This is a genomic window from Streptomyces sp. NL15-2K (assembly GCF_030551255.1).
In the GTDB taxonomy this organism is placed as follows: domain Bacteria; phylum Actinomycetota; class Actinomycetes; order Streptomycetales; family Streptomycetaceae; genus Streptomyces.
In genome coordinates this window covers 8,662,147-8,680,276 of sequence record NZ_CP130630.1, presented here as the reverse complement: position 1 = coordinate 8,680,276, position 18,130 = coordinate 8,662,147, and the positions used below count along the sequence as shown (strand labels likewise).

The window sequence follows — 18,130 nt, the reverse complement described above, 5'->3', positions numbered from 1 at the left end:
AGGACACGGGCCCTCCGGAAGTCACCCGGATCCAAGTCAGGTTAGGCTCACCTCTGTGAGTACCTGCTCAACCGTCTCCCGGGATCTCGCCGAGCCCATTTCCGGGACCGCGGCCACGGCGAGTACCTGGCTGCTGCTGGAACAGCCCGGGCCATGGGGTGCCAAGGCGCTCACCTCGAGCCACCTGGACCCCACGCTGGGCCGCGCCCTGGAGGCGGCCACGCAGGGCACGGGCGTACGCATCGCGCTCATCCGGCGCCCCGGGCGCCACGCCGACAGCGGAACGACCGCTCTGCGCCACGTGTACGCCGCCCACACCGCGCCCGGGAACGCGTGGCTGCACGCCGCCACCACCCGCGATCCGTACCGGCTCCTCGACCTCGACTTCGCGGCGCTCGGCAGAGGGGACCACAGCACCTTCGACTCGGCGCTCGACGCGCGGCCCCACACCGGCCACCCGCTCGCGCTCGTGTGCACCAACGGCAAGCGCGACCGCTGCTGTGCCCTGCTCGGCCGCCCCCTCGCCACCGAGTTGGCCGCCTCCGGGGTCGAGGGCACCTGGGAGGTCACCCACTTGGGCGGACATCGCTTCTCGCCGACGCTGCTCGTCCTGCCGTACGGATACGCCTACGGCCGGGCCGAGGCCCATACCGTGAAGGAGATCCTGCACGGCGTCCAGGAGGGGCGGATCGTCGTGGAGGGGTGCCGCGGGAACTCGGCCTGGGAACGGCCCGGCCAGGCCGCCGAACTGGCCGTGCGCACGGCCGTGGGCGAGGACGCGGCGGGCGCGCTGGCCGTCGTCCGCACAGAGGGCTCTCCTTCGAGCTGGGAGGTGACCGTCGCCCACACCGACGGACGCCGGTGGCTCGTCGTCGTGGCCCAGGGCGCGTCCGCGCCGCCTCGTGCGGAGAGCTGCGGGGCGTCGGTCCTCGGCTCGCCGGCACGGATGGACGTGGTGGCGGTGCGCGAACTGCCGAACGCAACGGCTCTCGCGAGCTGACGGAACCGGCTGCACAAGGCGGGCCCTACTGGGCGGGTTGTCGGTCGGCTTCACACACATTGATCAAGAGATCCACGCCACACCCCCTGCGGCAGTTCCGGAACCCCCACGTACCGTCATGGATATGAGCCCCGCTCCCCCCGCACGCCGCCTGCGCCTCGGATTGCCGAGGCGCATGTTCTCGCAGGTGCTGCTGATGCAGCTGGCGATCGCCGCGGGAGTCGCGGTGCTCGCGACCGGACTGTTCCTCGCACCCCTCAGCGACCAACTGGACGACCAGGCGATGCGCCGCGCCCTCGCGATCGCGCAGACCACCGCCGCCCAGCCGCAGATCGCCGACGAGGTCAAGAACACGCCGCCGACGGCCGACGGGCCCGTCCAGCGGACGGCGGAGCGGATCCGCGGGGCGACCCAGGCCGAGTACATCGTGGTGATGGACTGGCGGGGCGTGCGCTGGTCGCACACCAACCCCGACCAGATCGGCAGGACCGTCTCGACCGACCCCGGCCAGGCCCTCGCCGGCAAGGAGGTCATGGAGATCGACAGCGGCACCCTGGGCCGCTCCGCCCGCGGCAAGGTGCCGCTGCGTGACAGCGACGGCGACATCGTCGGCGCTGTCTCGGTCGGCATCGCGTACGACAGCGTGCGGGCGCGGCTGATCCACGCGATCCCGGGGCTGTTCGCGTACGCCGGCGGCGCCCTCGCCGTCGGCGCGCTGGCCGCCTGGCTCATCTCCCGCCGGGTCCAGCGGCAGACCCGGGACCTGGCCTTCTCGGACATCTCGGGGCTGCTCGCGGAGCGTGAGGCCATGCTGCACGGCATCAGGGAAGGCGTGGTCGCCCTGGACCGCGCCGGCCGCGTCCGCCTGCTCAACGACGAGGCGCAGCGCCTGCTGGGCATCGGGGACGAGGCCGTCGGCCGCTCCCCCGAGGACGCGCTCGGCGAGGGCCGTACGGCCGACGTCCTGGCCGGCCGGGTGACGGGCACCGACCTGCTCACCGTCCGCCGCCAGCGGGTCCTGGTCGCCAACCGCATGCCCACGGACGACGGCGGCGCCGTCGCCACCCTGCGCGACCGCACCGAGCTGGAGCAGCTCGGCCGGGAACTCGACTCCACGCGCGGTCTGATCGACGCCCTGCGCGCCCAGGACCACGAGCACGCCAACCGCATGCACACGCTCCTCGGGCTGCTCGAACTGGAGATGTACGACGACGCCGTGGAGTTCGTCGGGGAAGTCGTCGGCGATCACCGTGCCACCGCGGAACAGGTCACCGAGAAGATCCATGACCCCCTGCTCGCCGCGCTGCTGGTCGGCAAGGCGACCGTCGCGGCCGAGCGCGGGGTCGCGCTGTGGGTCTCGGACCGGACCCGGCTGCCGGACCGGCTGGTCGATCCCAGCGGCCTCGTCACGATCCTCGGCAACCTGGTGGACAACGCCCTGGACGCGGTCGCGGGCACACCGCACGCGCGCGTGGAGGTCGAACTGCGCACGGAGGGCCGTACCGCCGTCCTCAGGGTGCGTGACACAGGTCCCGGCATCCCGGTGGAGCACCGTGAATTGATCTTCACCGAGGGATGGTCCACGAAGAAGCCGCCGGCGCACCGGGAGCGCGGCATCGGGCTGTCCCTCGTGCGCAGGCTCGCCGAGCGGCAGGGCGGCAGCGCGACCGTCGGCGAGGCGGGCGGCGGGGGCGCGCAGTTCACCGTCGTCCTGCCCGACGCGCTGGCCGAGCCGGAACCGGTACCCGCTCTCACCGCGCCGCAGACCGCACAGCCCGCCACCGAGGAGGAGTCGCGATGATCGAGGTCCTGGTCGTGGACGACGACACCCGGGTGGCTCGGGTCAACGCCGCCTACGTGGAGAAGGTGCCGGGCTTCCATGTGGCCGGCGAGGCGCACAGCGCGGCGGAGGCGCTCGACCAACTGGAGGCGCTGCCTCATGTGGACCTGGTCCTGCTGGACCACTACCTGCCCGACGCGACGGGCCTCACGGTCGTCCAGGAGCTGCGCCGGCGCGGGCGGCAAACCGACGTGATCATGGTGACGGCGGCGCGGGACGTCTCGACCGTACAGGCCGCGATGCGGCAGGGCGCGCTGCAGTACCTGGTCAAGCCGTTCGCCTTCGCCGGGCTGCGCGCCAAGCTGGAGGCGTACGCGCAGCTGCGCCGCACCCTCGACGGCGGCGGCGAGGCGGAGCAGGCCGAGGTGGACCGCATCTTCGGCGCTCTGTCCACGCCGTCGGAGTCGGACCTGCCCAAAGGGCACTCCCCCACCACCGCGGAGCTCGTACGCCGGTCCCTGATGAACGCCGAGGGCCCCCTGTCGGCCCAGGAGATCGCCGAGCGGACCGGGGTGAGCCGCCAGACCGCCCAGCGCTATTTGAAGCTCCTGGAACGCACGGGGCGGGCCAGGCTCACCCTCAAGTACGGCGACGCCGGCCGCCCGGAACACCGTTACGTGTGGGCGACCCGCGCCTGAGGACTTCAGCCCGTCCTTGTGAACATCGGCAGGGCTGCTCTTGATCGACTGCACGTAGAGCGCCGCCCGAGCCCTGGCCGCCGTAGGTGTGCCTACACGGCCCCCGCCCCCGTCAGCGACCGCACCTCGCTCTCCGCGTGCTTGGCCTCGTCGGGCAGCTCCGCCGAGGTGACCGTGCCGAGCCAGCCCGCGACGAAGCTCAGCGGGATCGAGACGAGGCCGGGGTTCTGCAGCGGGAAGTACTGGAAGTCGACGCCCGGGAACAGCGATGCCGGGCTGCCCGACACCACCGGCGACAGCAGCACGAGCACCACGGCCGGGATCAGCCCGCCGTAGACGGCCCATACGGCACCGCGGGTGGTGAAACCGCGCCAGAACAGCGAGTAGAGCAGCACCGGCAGATTGGCGGACGCGGCGACGGCGAAGGCGAGGCCCACCAGGAAGGCGACGTTGAGGTCGCGCGCCAGCAGGCCGAGGGCGATCGCCACCACACCGATGCCGACGGCTGCTGCACGCGCCACGGACACCTCACTGCGCGGCTTGGAGCGCCGGCGCCGCAAGGATGCGTACAGGTCATGGGCGACGGACGCCGAGGAGGCGAGCGTGATGCCGGCGACCACCGCGAGGATCGTGGCGAAGGCGACGGCGGCGACGACCGCGAAGAGCACCGTTCCGCCCGTGGAGTCCGCGCCACCACCCAGCTCGAGCGCCAGCAGCGGTACGGCCGTGTTCCCCGCAGCGTTCGATCCGCGTACGGCATCCGGCCCCACGATCGCCGCCGCGCCGAACCCGAGGACGATCGTCATCAGATAGAAGCCGCCGATGAGTCCGATCGACCAGACGACCGAATGCCGTGCGGCCCGCGCGGTGGGCACGGTGTAGAAGCGGGACAGGATGTGCGGCAGCCCGGCCGTGCCCAGCACCAGTGCAAGTCCCAGACTGATGAAGTCGAGGCGCGCCATCCAGTCCCCGCCGTACTTCAGACCGGGCGCCAGGAACGATTCACCGTGACCACTGCGCTCCGCCGCCGTGAGCAGCAGCCGGTCGAAGTCGCCCTGGAACCGCAGCAGGACGAGCGCGGTGAGCGCGATGGTGCCACCGAGCAGCAGAACCGCTTTGACGATCTGAATCCAGGTGGTGGCCCGCATCCCTCCCAACGACACATAGATCACCATGAGCGCGCCGACCCCGATGACCGTCCATGCCTGCGCCGACTCGCTGGTACGCCCGATCAGCAGCGCGACCAGGCTCCCCGCACCCACCATCTGCGCCACCAGATAGAGAACGGACACAGTGACCGAGGAGGTTCCCGCCGCGATCCGTACCGGCCGCTCGCTCATCCGCGCCGCGACCACGTCCGCGAGTGTGAACCGCCCGCAGTTGCGGACCAGTTCGGCGACCAGGAACAGCACCACGAGCCAGGCCACCAGGAAGCCCACCGAGTACAGCAGTCCGTCGTAGCCGTAGAGGGCGATGAGCCCGGAGATGCCGAGGAAGGAGGCGGCCGACACGTAGTCACCCGCGATGGCAAAACCATTCTCCATCGGCGAGAAGAGCCGGCCACCCGCGTAGAACTCCTCCGCCGAACCCCGCCGGTGGCGGCTCACCCACGTCGTGATCCCCAGCGTGACCGCGACGAACAAGCCGAACATCAGCAGAGCCGGCGTCTGGTGGGTCCCCGTCATGACGCGCCGCCCCGAATGCCGCCGCGCGTCAGTTCCTGGGTGGCCCAGCGCAGTTCGAGCGCGGCCCGGTCCCGGCGCAGCCGCGCGTGCCGCGCGTACGCCCAGGTGAACAGGAAGGTAGTGAGGAACTGCCCGAGCCCCGCCAGCATCGCCACGTTCACGGCGCCCGCCACGGGACGCGCCATCAGTCCGGGCGCTGTCGTGGCGGTCACGACATAGGCCAGGTACCAGACGAAGAACACGACGACCGCCGGCACCACGAACCTCCGGTACCGCCTGCGCACCTCCTGGAAGGCAGCACTGCGCTGCACCTCCAGGTACACGTCGGCCGCGTCGACAGCCGGGGCGTCGCGTTCCCGGCGCACCGACGGATCCGTCGGCACAGAACCGCCCGCACCACCCGACTCGCCCCACCCGGAGGCGAGTGCGTCGTACCAGGGGTCGTCGTACCGCACGCTCCCGGACGCCTCGGCGGTGGCCGGATCATGACCGTCGTGGTTGTCGACCGAACTCTCGGCACCACCCGGGCTTCCGCGGCGGCGACCGTTGCTTGGCTGCATGCCCAAGGATGGACAGAACGGGAAGATCCCCGACTCCTCTTCCCCGCGCTCTTCACCCCATCAGGTGACTCATCCCCTCGGCGGCCGCACGAGCCCCTTCGCGTAGGCATAACGCACCGCCTGCGCACGGTCCTTGAGCCCCGTCTTGGCGAAGAGATTGTTGATGTGGGTCTTCACCGTCGCCGTGGAGACGTGCAGCTTGCGGGCGATCTCCTGATTGCTCAGGCCGTCGGCGATCAGCACCAGCACTTCGGTCTCGCGTGCGGTGAGCCCGTCCGGAGCCTCGGCGGGAGCACTCTGCTGTGGCTCGGGCCCCGACAGCCGCTCCAGCAGCCGCCGTTGAATGCTCGGCGACAGCCCCGCATCCCCGGTCAGCACGCTCCGCACGGCCCTCACGATCTCCTCACCCCCCGCGTCCTTGGTGAGGTAGCCACGCGCCCCGGCTCTGAGCGCCGGGAACAGCGACTCGTCGTCCACGTAGGTCGTGAGCACCACGACCTGCGTCCCGGGGTGCTCCGCCCTGATACGACGGGTCGCCTCGACCCCGTCGCAGCGGGGCATGCGCAGGTCCATCAGCACCACGTCCGGGGCAAGTTCGGCGACGAGCTTCAGCGCCTCGTGCCCGTCCCCCGCGGCTCCGACGACCTCGATCCCGGGCAGCAGCCCCAGCAGCATCACGATGCCCTCGCGGACCACGGTCTGGTCGTCCGCGACCACCACACGCGCGGGTCTCCGCTCTGCCTCCTCCGTCATACGGGCACCTTCAACGTCACCATGAACCCCTCCTCGACCGGCCCGGCGTCCAACGAACCGCCCAGCAGCTCGGCACGCTCCCGCATGCCCAGAAGACCGTACCCGGCGCCGGTCACGCCGAGTTCTCCCGACGAACCGCCCGTGTCCCGCACGACCAGCGTCACTTGGTGCTCGCCGTACTCCAGCCGCACCTGCACCTTCGCCTCCGGAGCGTGCTTGCGGACGTTGGTCAGGGCCTCTTGAGCGACTCTTCGCACGGCCTGTGACGCCTCGGCCGGCAGCGGCCTGCGCTCACCCGAAACGGTGGCCTCGGCACCGTCAGCCGCAGCGACGAGCTGGGTCAGGAAGTCCTCCAGCGGGGTCAGTTCGCCGCGCAGTGCCGACAGCGCCTGCCGGGTCTCGGCGAGGCCGTCGCGGGCCATTCCCCGTGCCGCCACCACCCGTTCGAGGATCTGTTCCTGGTCGGCTCCCTTCTCGATCAGCAACCGGGCCGCCTCCAGATGCACGAGTTGTGCCGAGAGGCTGTGGGCCAGTACGTCGTGGATCTCTCGTGCGATGCGGGCCCGCTCCGCGAGCGCCGCCGACTCCGCCTCGGCCACCCCCGCGGCCCGCTCCTGGGCGAGCAGCCGCTGGGCGCTGCCCCGGGCCTCGGCGTCCAGCCGCAGCACGTATCCGGCGAGGGCGAGCCCGGCCGTAGTGGCGGCGGTGGTCAGCCATACGTCGTTGTTGACCGCGGCGTACGACGCGAGGGCGACCGAGGTCACCGGCAGCGCGGCCGCGATGGGCAGCCGCTCCAAGGCGGTGACGGCGCATCCGCACCAGATGACGAGGGCGGCGCCCCTGAAGCCGGCCGCCTGGGCGCCGACGGCGATGCCCAGGAGCACGGTGACGAGCGCCAGGGACGGCCAGAGCCGGTGCGTGAGGGTGGTTCGGTAGAGGGCCCAGGCGACGAACGCGGCCAGGAGCACGCCCGCCGCGGCCCCGAGGGCTCCCCAGCCGTGTGCCTGACTGCTGGTGAAGACGCCCCAGAGCAGCATGCCGAGCACCAGCGCCCGCACGACCCATCCGAGCAGGCGCCTGGGGCCCGAACTCTCCGCACGCCCGAGCGCTTCCCGCGCAGGCCAGCGTGTCCAGGCGTTCTCCGTCACAGATGTTCCTTCCACGCGGGCCGGGACATTGGGTCACCGTACGCCGCACGGGGCTGGGCAGCCGGGTGCGGGGAATGGGCCCGCCGGGCGAGGATCGCGGAGCGGATGAGCAGCGTGGCCGCCAGGGCGAGCAGCAGGGCGGCGGAGTCCTGGTGGACCCCCAGCACCGCGCCCAGCCCGAAGAGACCGGCACGCAGGGCGATGCCGAGGATCCAGACGGCCCCGCTCGCCTTGGTGCTCTTGCTCCACACGGCGCCGTCGGGCTCGACCCATATTCGGGTGGTCCATGCCCAGCCGGCGCCGATGGCGAGGCCGGTGAACAGCTCGGCGCCGAGCAGGACGATCGATGTCATGTGGTGATGAGCGTCGATCATGCCCGGCTCACGCAAGGCCACGACGGCCAGGACCGCGGGCAGGACCCACCAGCGCTTCTCGGTGTCGATCCGGCGTGCGCGGAACTGCCGGACGAACACCAGGGCGATCACGGCCACGATCACCAACGCGTCGACGAGCCCGGACATCACAGCCTCCGTGTGCGAAGAAGGAGAGGCCGACAGCGAGTGCTGCCGACGCCTTCGACGCTACGGAAATGCGCAGGTCGGGAGATCGGAGCCGGGGTGGATCACGGGTGGATCCCCGAGGTGGCCAGACCTCCACCCAAGGGTGGAGACACCACCTCACGGGCCGGCCGCGCCCACCCCGCACGGGCGGTGGGGGACAACCCGGCCGAAGGCCCGTGTCCCCCCAAGCCCAGCGCAGAGCTACGCGTCGATGCGCGACCGGTCCAGCGTCGCCGCCGAACTGGAGATGAACTCCTTGCGCGGCGCCACGTCGTTGCCCATCAGCAGATCGAAGACCTGCTCCGCGGCGTCCAGGTCGGAGAGGTTGATCCGGCGCAGGGTGCGGTGGCGCGGATCCATGGTGGTCTCGGCCAGCTGGTCGGCGTCCATCTCACCGAGACCCTTGTACCGCTGGATGGAGTCCTTGTACCGGACCCCCTTGCTCTGGAACTCCAGGAGCTTGTCGCGCAGCTCGCGGTCCGAGTACGTGTAGACGTACTTGTCCTGGCCCTTCTTCGGCTGGACGATCTCGATGCGGTGCAACGGCGGCACCGCCGCGAACACCCGGCCGGCCTCGACCATGGGCCGCATGTACCGGTGGAACAGCGTCAGGAGCAGGGTGCGGATGTGCGAGCCGTCCACGTCGGCGTCGGTCATCATGATGATCTTGCCGTAGCGGGCCGCGTCGATGTCGAAGGTACGGCCCGAGCCCGCTCCTATGACCTGGATGATCGCGCCGCACTCGGCGTTCTTGAGCATGTCCGTCACGGAGGACTTCTGGACGTTGAGGATCTTGCCCCGGATCGGCAGCAGCGCCTGGAACTCGGAGTTCCGGGCGAGCTTGGCGGTGCCGAGCGCGGAGTCTCCCTCGACGATGAACAGCTCGCTGCGGTCGACGTCGTCGCTGCGGCAGTCGGCGAGCTTGGCGGGCAGCGACGAGGATTCCAGGGCCGTCTTCCGGCGCTGGGCGTCCTTGTGCTGACGGGCGGCGATTCGGGTACGGGCGGCCGCGACGGCCTTCTCCATGACGACGCGGGCCTGGGCCGCGGCGTCCCGCTTCGTCGAGGTCAGAAACGCCTTGAGCTCCTTGGAGATCACCGTGTTCACGATGCGGCGGGCCGCCGAGGTACCGAGGACCTCCTTGGTCTGCCCCTCGAACTGCGGCTCGGCGAGGCGGACGGTGACGACCGCGGTGAGGCCCTCCAGGGCGTCGTCCTTGACGATGTCGTCCTCGGCGACGCGCAGCAGCTTCTTGGCGCGCAGACATTCGTTCATCGTCCTGGTGACGGCCTGCTCGAAGCCGGCCACGTGGGTGCCGCCCTTGGGCGTGGCGATGATGTTGACGAACGACTTGAGTGTCGTGTCGTAGCCGGTGCCCCAGCGCAGTGCGACGTCCACGCCGAGTTCACGGGTGACCTCGGTGGGCGTCATCTGGCCGTGGTCGTCCAGGACCGGCACGGTCTCCTTGAAGGTGCCCTGGCCGGAGAGGCGGAGGACGTCGCAGACCGGCTTGTCGCTCGCCAGGTACTCGCAGAACTCGCTGATGCCGCCGTCGAAGCGGAAGGACTCCTCGCCCTTGCTGCCGCCCTCGCCGAGGCCGTACTCGTCGCGGACGACGATGGTCAGCCCCGGGACCAGGAACGCGGTCTGCCGAGCGCGCTGGTGCAGGTCGTCCAGGGAGAGCTTGGCGTCCTTGAGGAAGATCTGCCGGTCGGCCCAGTACCGCACGCGCGTGCCGGTGCGGGTCTTGGGGATCTTCTTGGCCTTGCGCAGGCCACCCTTGGCCTCGAACTTGGCGTCCGGACCCACGGCGGCGAAGGCACCGGGAACGCCTCGCCGGAAGCTGATGGCGTGAGTGTGCCCATTGCGGTCCACCTCGATGTCGAGGCGGGCGGACAGCGCGTTCACCACCGAGGCGCCGACGCCGTGCAGGCCGCCGGAGGCCGCGTACGAACCGCCGCCGAACTTGCCGCCGGCGTGCAGCTTGGTCATGACGACCTCGACGCCGGACAGGCCGGTCTTGGGCTCGACGTCGACCGGGATGCCGCGGCCGTTGTCCCGGACCTCCACCGAGCCGTCGTCGTGGAGGATCACCTCGATGTGGTCGCAGTAGCCGCCGAGGGCCTCATCGACGGAGTTGTCGATGATCTCCCACAGGCAGTGCATCAGGCCTCGGCTGTCGGTCGAGCCGATATACATACCCGGGCGCTTGCGTACGGCCTCGAGCCCCTCGAGGACGAGCAGGTGCCGCGCGGTGTAATTGGAACCGTCCCGGTCTGCTCCTGCCAGCAGCGCTGTGGACGGCACGGACGTTTCGGCGGTCACGCGGTTCGCTCCTCGCTGAATTTCAGGTGGGGCCCTTATGGGTAAGGGCGCGGCTTGGGTTGCCGCTCAGAGGGTACCGAGGCCTGGTAGAGCCGTTGTAACGCCACCCTCCGTCTGCGCTCAGACTAGTCCAGGGTCGCATACGTGTTCGATCCCTCGATGGAGTGAAGCACACATCACGTTCCCTTCCAGGCATGAACCATTTAGGCTCCGGGCACGTCCTCATGAACAACCGGCAAGCCAGCCGGGGAGGACATGACAATGACCGATAGAGCGAACCCGTAAGACACACAGACACGCAATACGGCACATTCGCCGCCAACCGGCAGCAGACAGCCGCCTCGGAGAGATTTTTTCCAGGAAAAGCCACGAGCGGGAACGTTTTCGGGCTGGTTGGATGTTGACCCTGGTACGACAGCTCGTCGAGCTAGAGAAGAGGCGACGTGACTACTGTTCTGACCCCCGCGAGCCCGCTGACGGCCGCTGATCGATGCGACCGCTGCGGCGCCCAGGCATACCTGCGCGTCGTCCTGCTGAGCGGCGGAGAACTGCTCTTCTGCGCCCACCACGGCCGCAAGTTCGAGCCGGAACTCAAGAAGATCGCCGCTGAGATACAGGACGAGACGGAGCGGCTGACGTCCGCTCCGGCGAACGCCTCCGAAGAAGAGCGCTGACACTCGCGTCCGACGAGCCAGGCTCCGGCACAGGCCGGCCAAGGGCGGCTACCCCTGTTCCCAGGGGTAGCCGCCCTTGCTCGTGACTGCGAAATCCCTCAGCCTCCGCCAGGAGCCCTCATGTGACCCTCAGGCCGCGCTGTCCCAACCGAGCCTCCGCAGGACGTCGGACACGCGCGTATAGACCCCAGGGCTGCCCGCACGACCGCAGCCGCTCCCCCAGGACACAAGCCCGATCAGCTTCCCTCGAGCGACCAGCGGCCCCCCGCTGTCCCCCTGGCAGGAATCACGGCCGCCTTGCTCCTCCCCGGCGCACAGCATGGTGTCGGAGAGGTAGGTGCCGTCGCTGCTGCCCGGATACGCCTCCTCGCAGGGGGCATCGGACAGGACGTGCACCTGCGCCCCGCGCAGACCGCGCGCATAGTCACCGGCTCCCGTGACGTCACCCCAGCCGTACACCACGGCCCCCGTCCCCGGCGCGTAGGCCGGATCACCGACCGTGGCCATCGCGATGACCGACTCCCGCGGCACGGGTTCGGCGAGGCCGAGCACGGCGAAATCCCCTGAGTTGGTCACGCCGTCATAGGTCGGATTCACCCAAATGTCACGTACGGGGATCTCCTGCCCCTGATCCGACAGGAGGTCCGTGCGTCCCGCGATGACCTTGAAGTCGCGGACTGTGTCCGGCGGCGCTCCCAGGACCTCCTCGTCCAGGCAGTGCGCCGCGGTGAGCACGGTGGTCCGGCCGACCGCGACACCGCCGCAGAACTGCCCCGCGCGCGTACCTCCGAACCGGTCACGGCTGGACAACGCGACCGTCCACGGACTGTCGGACACGTCGACGGGAAAGCCCCCCACGACGATGCTGTCGGCGGACGCGGGGGCAACGGGCACCAAGGGTATTGCGGCCGCCGCGGCCGCCAGGACCAGCGGCCGGGCCAGCACCCGGGCAATGCGACAACGCATGCGTGCTCCTCACTCCGGGGTGATGATCGGACACCCAGAGTCATGCAGAGCGCCGTGGCCCGCAGCACAAAGGCCCGGGCCCCTCTCGGGGACCCGGGCCTTCGATGTCGTACGACTGCGACCTAGTCGAGGTAGTCGCGCAGCACCTGCGAACGCGACGGGTGGCGCAGCTTCGACATGGTCTTGGACTCGATCTGGCGGATGCGCTCACGCGTGACGCCGTACACCTTGCCGATCTCGTCGAGGGTCTTCGGCTGACCGTCGGTGAGACCGAAGCGCATGGAGACGACGCCCGCCTCGCGCTCGGACAGGGTGTCGAGGACGGAGTGCAGCTGCTCCTGGAGGAGCGTGAAGCTGACGGCGTCGGCCGGGACCACGGCCTCGGAGTCCTCGATGAGGTCACCGAACTCGCTGTCGCCGTCCTCGCCGAGCGGGGTGTGCAGCGAGATCGGCTCACGGCCGTACTTCTGGACCTCGATGACCTTCTCCGGGGTCATGTCGAGTTCCTTGGCCAGCTCCTCCGGGGTGGGCTCGCGGCCCAGGTCCTGGAGCATCTGGCGCTGCACGCGCGCGAGCTTGTTGATGACCTCGACCATGTGCACCGGGATACGGATGGTGCGGGCCTGGTCGGCCATCGCGCGGGTGATCGCCTGACGGATCCACCAGGTCGCGTACGTGGAGAACTTGTAGCCCTTGGTGTAGTCGAACTTCTCGACCGCGCGGATCAGACCGAGGTTGCCCTCCTGGATGAGGTCCAGGAACAGCATGCCGCGGCCGGTGTAGCGCTTGGCCAGGGAGACCACCAGGCGGAGGTTGGCCTCCAGGAGGTGGTTCTTGGCGCGGCGGCCGTCCTCGGCGATGATCTCCAGCTCGCGCTTGAGCTTCGGCGCCAGCTTGTCGGCGTTGGCCAGCTTGTCCTCGGCGAACAGACCTGCCTCGATGCGCTTGGCGAGCTCGACCTCCTGCTCGGCGTTGAGCAGGGGGACCTTGCCGATCTGCTTGAGGTAGTCCTTGACCGGGTCGGCGGTGGCACCGGCGGCGGCGACCTGCTGGGCGGGCGCGTCGTCCTCGTCGTCGTCGGAGAGCACGAAACCGGCGCTCTCGGTGCCCTCGGGCTCCTCGCCGGGCTTGGCCTCCTCGATGACCTCTTCCTCGACCAGCTCGGCGTCGTCCTTCTTGCCGGTCGTCTTCTTGGCCGCTGCCGCCGTCTTCTTGGCGGCGACGGTCTTCTTCGCGGCCGCCTTCTTGGCGGTCGGCTTCTTGGCGGCGGCCTTCTTGGCGGGCGCCTCGTCCTCGACGGCGGGCTCGGCGGCGGGCGCCGCCGGAGCGGCGGTGGCGGTGGCGTTCTTGGTGGTCACCGTCTTCGCCGCGACCGTCTTGGTGGCGGTGCGCTTGGCCGGACTCTTCGCTGCGACGCTCTTTCGGGTGCGCTTGGGCTCCGCGGCACTGACCATCAGCGTCACACCCTCTTCCTCGAGGATCTGGTTGAGGCTGCGCAGTACGTTCTTCCACTGAGTGGCCGGAATCTGGTCAGCTTCGAAGGCCCGACGCACGTCATCGCCGGCGATCTGCCCCTCAGCCTTTCCCCGCTCAATGAGCGCCATGACAGAGACGGACTCGGCGATCTCCGGCGGGAGCGTACGGGATGTGCTGGCCGACACGAACAACCTCTCGGAACGTTGGAAAACGGCTTCCGGCCCCGTCCACGGCGGACAGGAGCCGACCACCGGCCTGGGGATGGGCCGACGGCGCGGGCGGGGGCCGGGAAGATGCACAGCGCCTTTCATGGCGTCCGTATTCCCTCCGCGGCTGTCACCTCTTAGGTCATCGCGCTGCTCCCGCGAGCGTTACGCCCAATCTGCGTGGCCCGAGTCACACCCCGTATGAGATCAAAAGCGACCAGAGGTGGACACAAGGGGTCAGCTGTCGTCCCATCCTGGGCACTCCTGTGGGGTCACCGCCTCATTGTGCCGTCGGACCCCGCAGGATCTCCGAGGATCCTGCGGGGTCCGACGGGAGGCGGTTCGCCGGCCGAGCGATGCCTCAGGAGGGGGAAAGCATCCTCGGCCGCGCCGCCCGCGGAACGCGGTCAGTGCTCGCGCGGCGCGGGCACCCCGCGCTCCACCTCGGGATGGACCGTGAGCAGCTGGCGCATGGCCGCCTCGGCCGCCGCGCCGTCGCCGGCGGCGAGGGCGTCGACGATCCGCCCGTGGTGGGCCAGCGACGTCTCGTTCGGCCGGTCACAGCCGGTGACCGGGCCGCCGGAGACGTGGAGCGCGGCCGAGACGATCCCGGAGAGGTGCTCCAGCATGCGGTTGCCCGCGACCTGGATGAGCAGGGAGTGGAACTCGGCGTCGGCGCGGGAGAAAGTGAGCGCGTCGCCCTGCCCCATGGCGTGGCCCATGATCCCGACCATGTCGGCGAGCCGCTGCTGGACGTCCCCGCGCCCGTGCCCGGCGGCGAGGCGGGCCGCGAGTGGCTCGATCGTCCAGCGCAGCTCGCTAAGTTCCCGGCGCTGGTCGTCGCGCTGCGGCCCGAAGGCCCGCCACTCGATGATGTCCGGGTCGAGGAGGTTCCAGTCGCTGACGGGGCGCACGCGCGTTCCAACGTTCGGGCGGGCGCTGACCAGGCCCTTGGCCTCCAGGACGCGGAGCGATTCACGGACGACGGTGCGGGAGACCTCGAAACGCTGGCCGATCTCCTCGGGCACCAGCGGCCGGTCGGCGCCCAGGTCACCGGAGACGATCATCTGGCCCAGCTGCTGGACGAGTTGGCCGTGCAGCCCGCGTCCGCGACTTCCGGCGGCGCGTCGGCCCACGCGGCCCAGCTCCGGGTCCGCGCCCTCCCAGGCAGGGGCTCCGACGCGGTCGGCGGCCGGCGCCTCGGCGTAGGGGTAGCGGTCGAGTTCGCCCGGGCCGGCGAGGCCGGAGTCTGCGGAACGGGCGGCGGTCATCATGGTGTGCGCAAGGGTAGTCACGGATCCTTTGTCGGCGCGGTCTCCAACTCCCTTGAGGTCTTTGGTGAAAAGCACACGAAAGGGTGATCGCTCACCCCGTAGCAATTGACGCCTTATCGGAAAGAAATGGGCTCTCCTCGGGAAGTTGTGCGCAGGGCAGGAACGGAAGGGTGCGGGCGGTCGTCATCGGACCCTGCTGCGCAGGGTCGTGAGCAGGTATGCGCTGAGCAGGGCGGTGAGCGACAACGCCAGCGCGCTGCCCACAGGTTGGGCGATCACACGTGCCACGGCGGACAGATAACGCTCTCCGCCGAAGGGCCACTGCAGCAGGAACACCTCGCGCAGCCGCGCGGGAAATCCGGCCGCCGTCCGCACGGACGGACCCTCCAAGACCTTTTGTACGAGGGGGACGACGAGGATCGGTACGGCGACCACCGCCGCCAGCCCGGCCGTGGTGGACCGGAAGACGCCCGCGGCCAGCACACCCGCCCAGGCGCACCCGACCACGAGCCCGGTCCAACTGGCACTCAGCGACAACCAGTCGGCGGGAACCTCCGTGAGCTCCCGTCCGTAGACGAGATAGAGCACTTCGGCGTCGCAGCCCACCGTGAGGACGGCCAGCAACAGCGCGGTGGCCGCGGCGACGACGAGTTTCGCGGCAAGCAGCCCCAGCCGACGGGGCACCGTGCCGCGGTCCGCCGCCAGGGCGGGGTGGCGGAACTCGTCTCCGAAGGCCAGCGCCCCGAGCAGTCCCGCGCCGAGCGCCGCGGGCGGCAGCGGAAGCTCACGCGGCCACGCGGCCAGCAGACGCGGCTGCGAGGTGTGTCCGAAAGCGGCCAGTAGTACGGCGGTGAGGGCGGAGGTGACGAGGACGGCCGCGCCGGTGAGGAAACCGGTGCCGATTCCGGCGGCGCGACGCAGTTCGTAGCGCAGCGGACGCAGGGGGCTGGGCGCGGAGCGGACGGAAATCGGCGGCGGGAGGGGGGAGAGGGGATCGGCGGTCTCGAGGTTTTCGGAGGAGCGGGCGCGCCGCTGGGCATGAGCGTCCCCCTCGCTCGTACCCGTGGGCGTGCCCGCTTCACCGGCCGCCTGCGACGGGGCGGCTTCCCGCTCCGTGTCGCCGGACTGCGCCCCTTGGCGTGCGCCTGCCGTGTCTGCCGTGTCCGCCATGTCTGCCATGTCTGCCATGTCTGCCGCGTCCGGAGAGAGGGGCTCCGCAACCGGCCCCATGTCTCCGATCTCGTCGGCGAGTTGGTGGACGAGGATGCCGTGCCGGAAGGCCGTCTCGCCGACAGCGGCACATGTACTGCCGTACACGGACAGGCGGTTGCCGCCCTCCCGTACGACTTCGACGGAGCGCCTGGTGGTGCGAGCCTCCTTGGCGAGCAGGGCCGCGAGGCGGGCCGCGTGCGGGCTGCGGACGGCGACGCGGGGGCGCAGCCGGGTGCGGGCGAACTCCCCGACTTCCTGGTCGGCGACGAGTCTGCCCTTGTCCAGCGTGACCACCCGGTCGGCGGCTCGTGCGGCCTCCTTGGCGTCGGTTGTGGTGAACAGGACCGTGCCGCCCTGGTCCGAGTGCGCCCGCAGCATGCCGTACAGCCACTGGCTTTCGCGTGCGGACAGCCCGTCGGCGGGATCGTCGAGCACCAGCGTGTGCGGATCCGGCAGCAGGGCGCAGCCCAGACCGAGACGGCGATCCATGCCGCGCGACAAAGTGGCGAGGCGTTCGTCGCGCAGGCTGACGAGGCCGACCACCTCCAGGATCTCGTCGGCACGCCGGACCGGGACACCTGCCGCGGCGCACAGCATGCGCAGATGGCCGCGGACGGTGCGGTCGGGATGTCCCGGCACGTCACCCAGGAGCACGCCGACCTCTCGCGAGGGGTACGCGATGCGGTGCAGGGGGCGGCCTCTGAAGTACGTGATGCCACGGCCCTGTTGGAGTTCGAGCATCAGCCTCAGTGCCGTCGTCTTTCCCGCGCCCTGCGCTCCGAGGAGCACGGTGACACGGCCCGCGTGTGCCTCGAAGGACACGTCGTCGACGGCGGGCGGAAGATCCTTGCGGGAGTTGCTGGTCAGTCCGAAGGCCTGGATCACCCACAGCAAGATAGCGTGCTATGTCCTATTTTTCCGGTATCACAAGGCTCGCATCGCAGCAATCCGGCGGTGCGGTCGGACTCCTGTTCTTCGTTCGGACCACGGGGCGGTGCGCGGTTCGGTCGCGAGTCGTTCGGGAACCTCGCGCGTTCTCCCGTGTCACACCTCGGGGCGCAGCATCGGCGGGTTGAGCAGGGTGGCTCCGCCGGCGCGGAAGAGCTGGGCCGGGCGGCCGCCCTGGCGGGTGGTCGTACCGCCGGTCGGCACCAGGAAGCCCGGGGTGCCCGTCACCTTCCGGTGGAAGTTGCGCGGGTCGAGCGCCACGCCCCATACCGCCTCGTAGACACGGCGCAGCTCGCCGACGGTGAACTCGGGCGGGCAGAACGCCGTGGCCAGCGACGAGTACTCGATCTTGGATCGGGCGCGCTCCACGCCGTCCGCCAGGATCTGAGCGTGATCGAAGGCGAGCGGGGCGACTGGTTCGCCGTCGCGGCCGTAACCGCCCTGCTGCAACAGCTCCTCCACGGGCGCCCAGCGCGCGTTGCTGGCGTCGCCGCCCGCCCGGGGAGCGGGCAGGTCGGGTGCGAGAGCGAGGTGGGCGACGCTGACCACCCGCATCCGGGGGTCGCGCTTGGGGTCGCCATACGTGGCGAGCTGTTCCAGGTGGGCACCGTTGTCCTGAGCGGGGACGGACGGGTCGTGGGCGCGCAGCCCGGTCTCCTCGGCCAGTTCGCGCGCCGCGGCCTGCGCCAGATCCTCGTCGGCCCGTACGAAGCCGCCGGGCAGCGCCCAGCGCCCCTGGAACGGCGGCTCGCCCCTGCGCACCGCCAGCGCGCACAAGGCATGACGGCGCACGGTCAGCACGACCAGGTCCACGGTGACGGCGAAAGGCGGAAAGGCTGACGGGTCGTAGGGCATGCGGCGATCA

At 70.4% G+C, this 18,130-nt stretch carries 15 protein-coding genes; 4 read left to right on the top strand and 11 right to left on the bottom strand.

Annotation, left to right across the window (positions count from 1 at the left end; all coding sequences use genetic code 11):
- Positions 1–55: 55 nt before the first annotated feature.
- The 3 genes from Q4V64_RS38995 (at position 56) to Q4V64_RS38985 (ending at position 3,478) form a co-directional block, all read left to right on the top strand.
- Positions 56–1,000: a sucrase ferredoxin gene (locus tag Q4V64_RS38995; protein WP_124438715.1), complete on the top strand. Its 945-nt coding sequence runs from the start codon at positions 56–58 to the stop codon at positions 998–1,000.
- Between the two features lie 124 nt (positions 1,001–1,124).
- Positions 1,125–2,801 carry a sensor histidine kinase gene (locus Q4V64_RS38990; protein WP_172629093.1) on the top strand — a complete coding sequence of 559 codons (1,677 nt, stop codon included), beginning with the start codon at positions 1,125–1,127 and terminating at the stop codon, positions 2,799–2,801.
- Positions 2,798–3,478, top strand: coding sequence for a response regulator (locus Q4V64_RS38985; RefSeq protein ID WP_124438717.1), 681 nt, complete (start codon positions 2,798–2,800; stop codon positions 3,476–3,478). The genes Q4V64_RS38990 and Q4V64_RS38985 overlap by 4 nt, the downstream gene beginning before the upstream one ends.
- A 92-nt stretch (positions 3,479–3,570) precedes the next feature.
- Here Q4V64_RS38985 and Q4V64_RS38980 read toward each other — a convergent pair whose 3' ends face one another.
- The 6 genes from Q4V64_RS38980 to Q4V64_RS38955 form a co-directional block, all read right to left on the bottom strand.
- On the bottom strand, positions 3,571–5,163 hold the full coding sequence (locus Q4V64_RS38980; RefSeq protein ID WP_124438718.1) for a cation acetate symporter: 1,593 nt from the start codon (positions 5,161–5,163) through the stop codon (positions 3,571–3,573).
- A complete protein-coding gene (locus tag Q4V64_RS38975) occupies positions 5,160–5,723 on the bottom strand; it encodes a DUF485 domain-containing protein (RefSeq protein WP_124438719.1) in 564 nt (187 codons plus the stop codon). Before Q4V64_RS38975 ends, Q4V64_RS38980 begins: the two co-directional genes overlap by 4 nt.
- A gap of 69 nt (positions 5,724–5,792) precedes the next feature.
- Positions 5,793–6,476, bottom strand: a complete 684-nt coding sequence (locus Q4V64_RS38970; RefSeq protein WP_124438720.1) for a response regulator transcription factor — start codon at positions 6,474–6,476, stop codon at positions 5,793–5,795.
- Positions 6,473–7,624, bottom strand: a complete 1,152-nt coding sequence (locus Q4V64_RS38965) for a histidine kinase (RefSeq protein WP_124438721.1) — start codon at positions 7,622–7,624, stop codon at positions 6,473–6,475. Before Q4V64_RS38965 ends, Q4V64_RS38970 begins: the two co-directional genes overlap by 4 nt.
- Positions 7,621–8,145 (bottom strand): DUF1453 family protein, encoded by a 525-nt coding sequence (locus tag Q4V64_RS38960; RefSeq protein WP_124438722.1) that lies wholly within the window; start codon positions 8,143–8,145, stop codon positions 7,621–7,623. The genes Q4V64_RS38965 and Q4V64_RS38960 overlap by 4 nt, the downstream gene beginning before the upstream one ends.
- Before the next feature lie 240 nt (positions 8,146–8,385).
- Entirely contained in the window at positions 8,386–10,509 is a 2,124-nt protein-coding gene (locus tag Q4V64_RS38955; protein ID WP_124438723.1) for a DNA topoisomerase IV subunit B, read from the bottom strand.
- Positions 10,510–10,952: 443 nt separating this feature from the next.
- Here Q4V64_RS38955 and Q4V64_RS38950 point away from each other — a divergent pair, with 443 nt between their 5' ends.
- Positions 10,953–11,183, top strand: coding sequence for a hypothetical protein (locus Q4V64_RS38950; RefSeq protein ID WP_031103326.1), 231 nt, complete (start codon positions 10,953–10,955; stop codon positions 11,181–11,183).
- 129 nt (positions 11,184–11,312) lie between these two features.
- Here Q4V64_RS38950 and Q4V64_RS38945 read toward each other — a convergent pair whose 3' ends face one another.
- The 5 genes from Q4V64_RS38945 to Q4V64_RS38925 all read right to left on the bottom strand — a co-directional run bounded on the left by Q4V64_RS38945 (position 11,313) and on the right by Q4V64_RS38925 (position 18,120).
- A complete protein-coding gene (locus Q4V64_RS38945; protein ID WP_124438724.1) occupies positions 11,313–12,149 on the bottom strand; it encodes a serine protease in 837 nt (278 codons plus the stop codon).
- A gap of 122 nt (positions 12,150–12,271) precedes the next feature.
- Positions 12,272–13,810, bottom strand: a complete 1,539-nt coding sequence (locus tag Q4V64_RS38940; protein WP_124438725.1) for an RNA polymerase sigma factor — start codon at positions 13,808–13,810, stop codon at positions 12,272–12,274.
- 428 nt (positions 13,811–14,238) lie between these two features.
- Positions 14,239–15,126 carry an FCD domain-containing protein gene (locus Q4V64_RS38935; RefSeq protein WP_124438726.1) on the bottom strand — a complete coding sequence of 296 codons (888 nt, stop codon included), beginning with the start codon at positions 15,124–15,126 and terminating at the stop codon, positions 14,239–14,241.
- A 162-nt stretch (positions 15,127–15,288) separates the two neighbouring features.
- Positions 15,289–17,202 (bottom strand): ABC transporter ATP-binding protein, encoded by a 1,914-nt coding sequence (locus tag Q4V64_RS38930; RefSeq protein ID WP_124438727.1) that lies wholly within the window; start codon positions 17,200–17,202, stop codon positions 15,289–15,291.
- Between the two features lie 159 nt (positions 17,203–17,361).
- A complete protein-coding gene (locus tag Q4V64_RS38925) occupies positions 17,362–18,120 on the bottom strand; it encodes an NUDIX hydrolase (protein ID WP_124438728.1) in 759 nt (252 codons plus the stop codon).
- Positions 18,121–18,130: the final 10 nt, after the last annotated feature.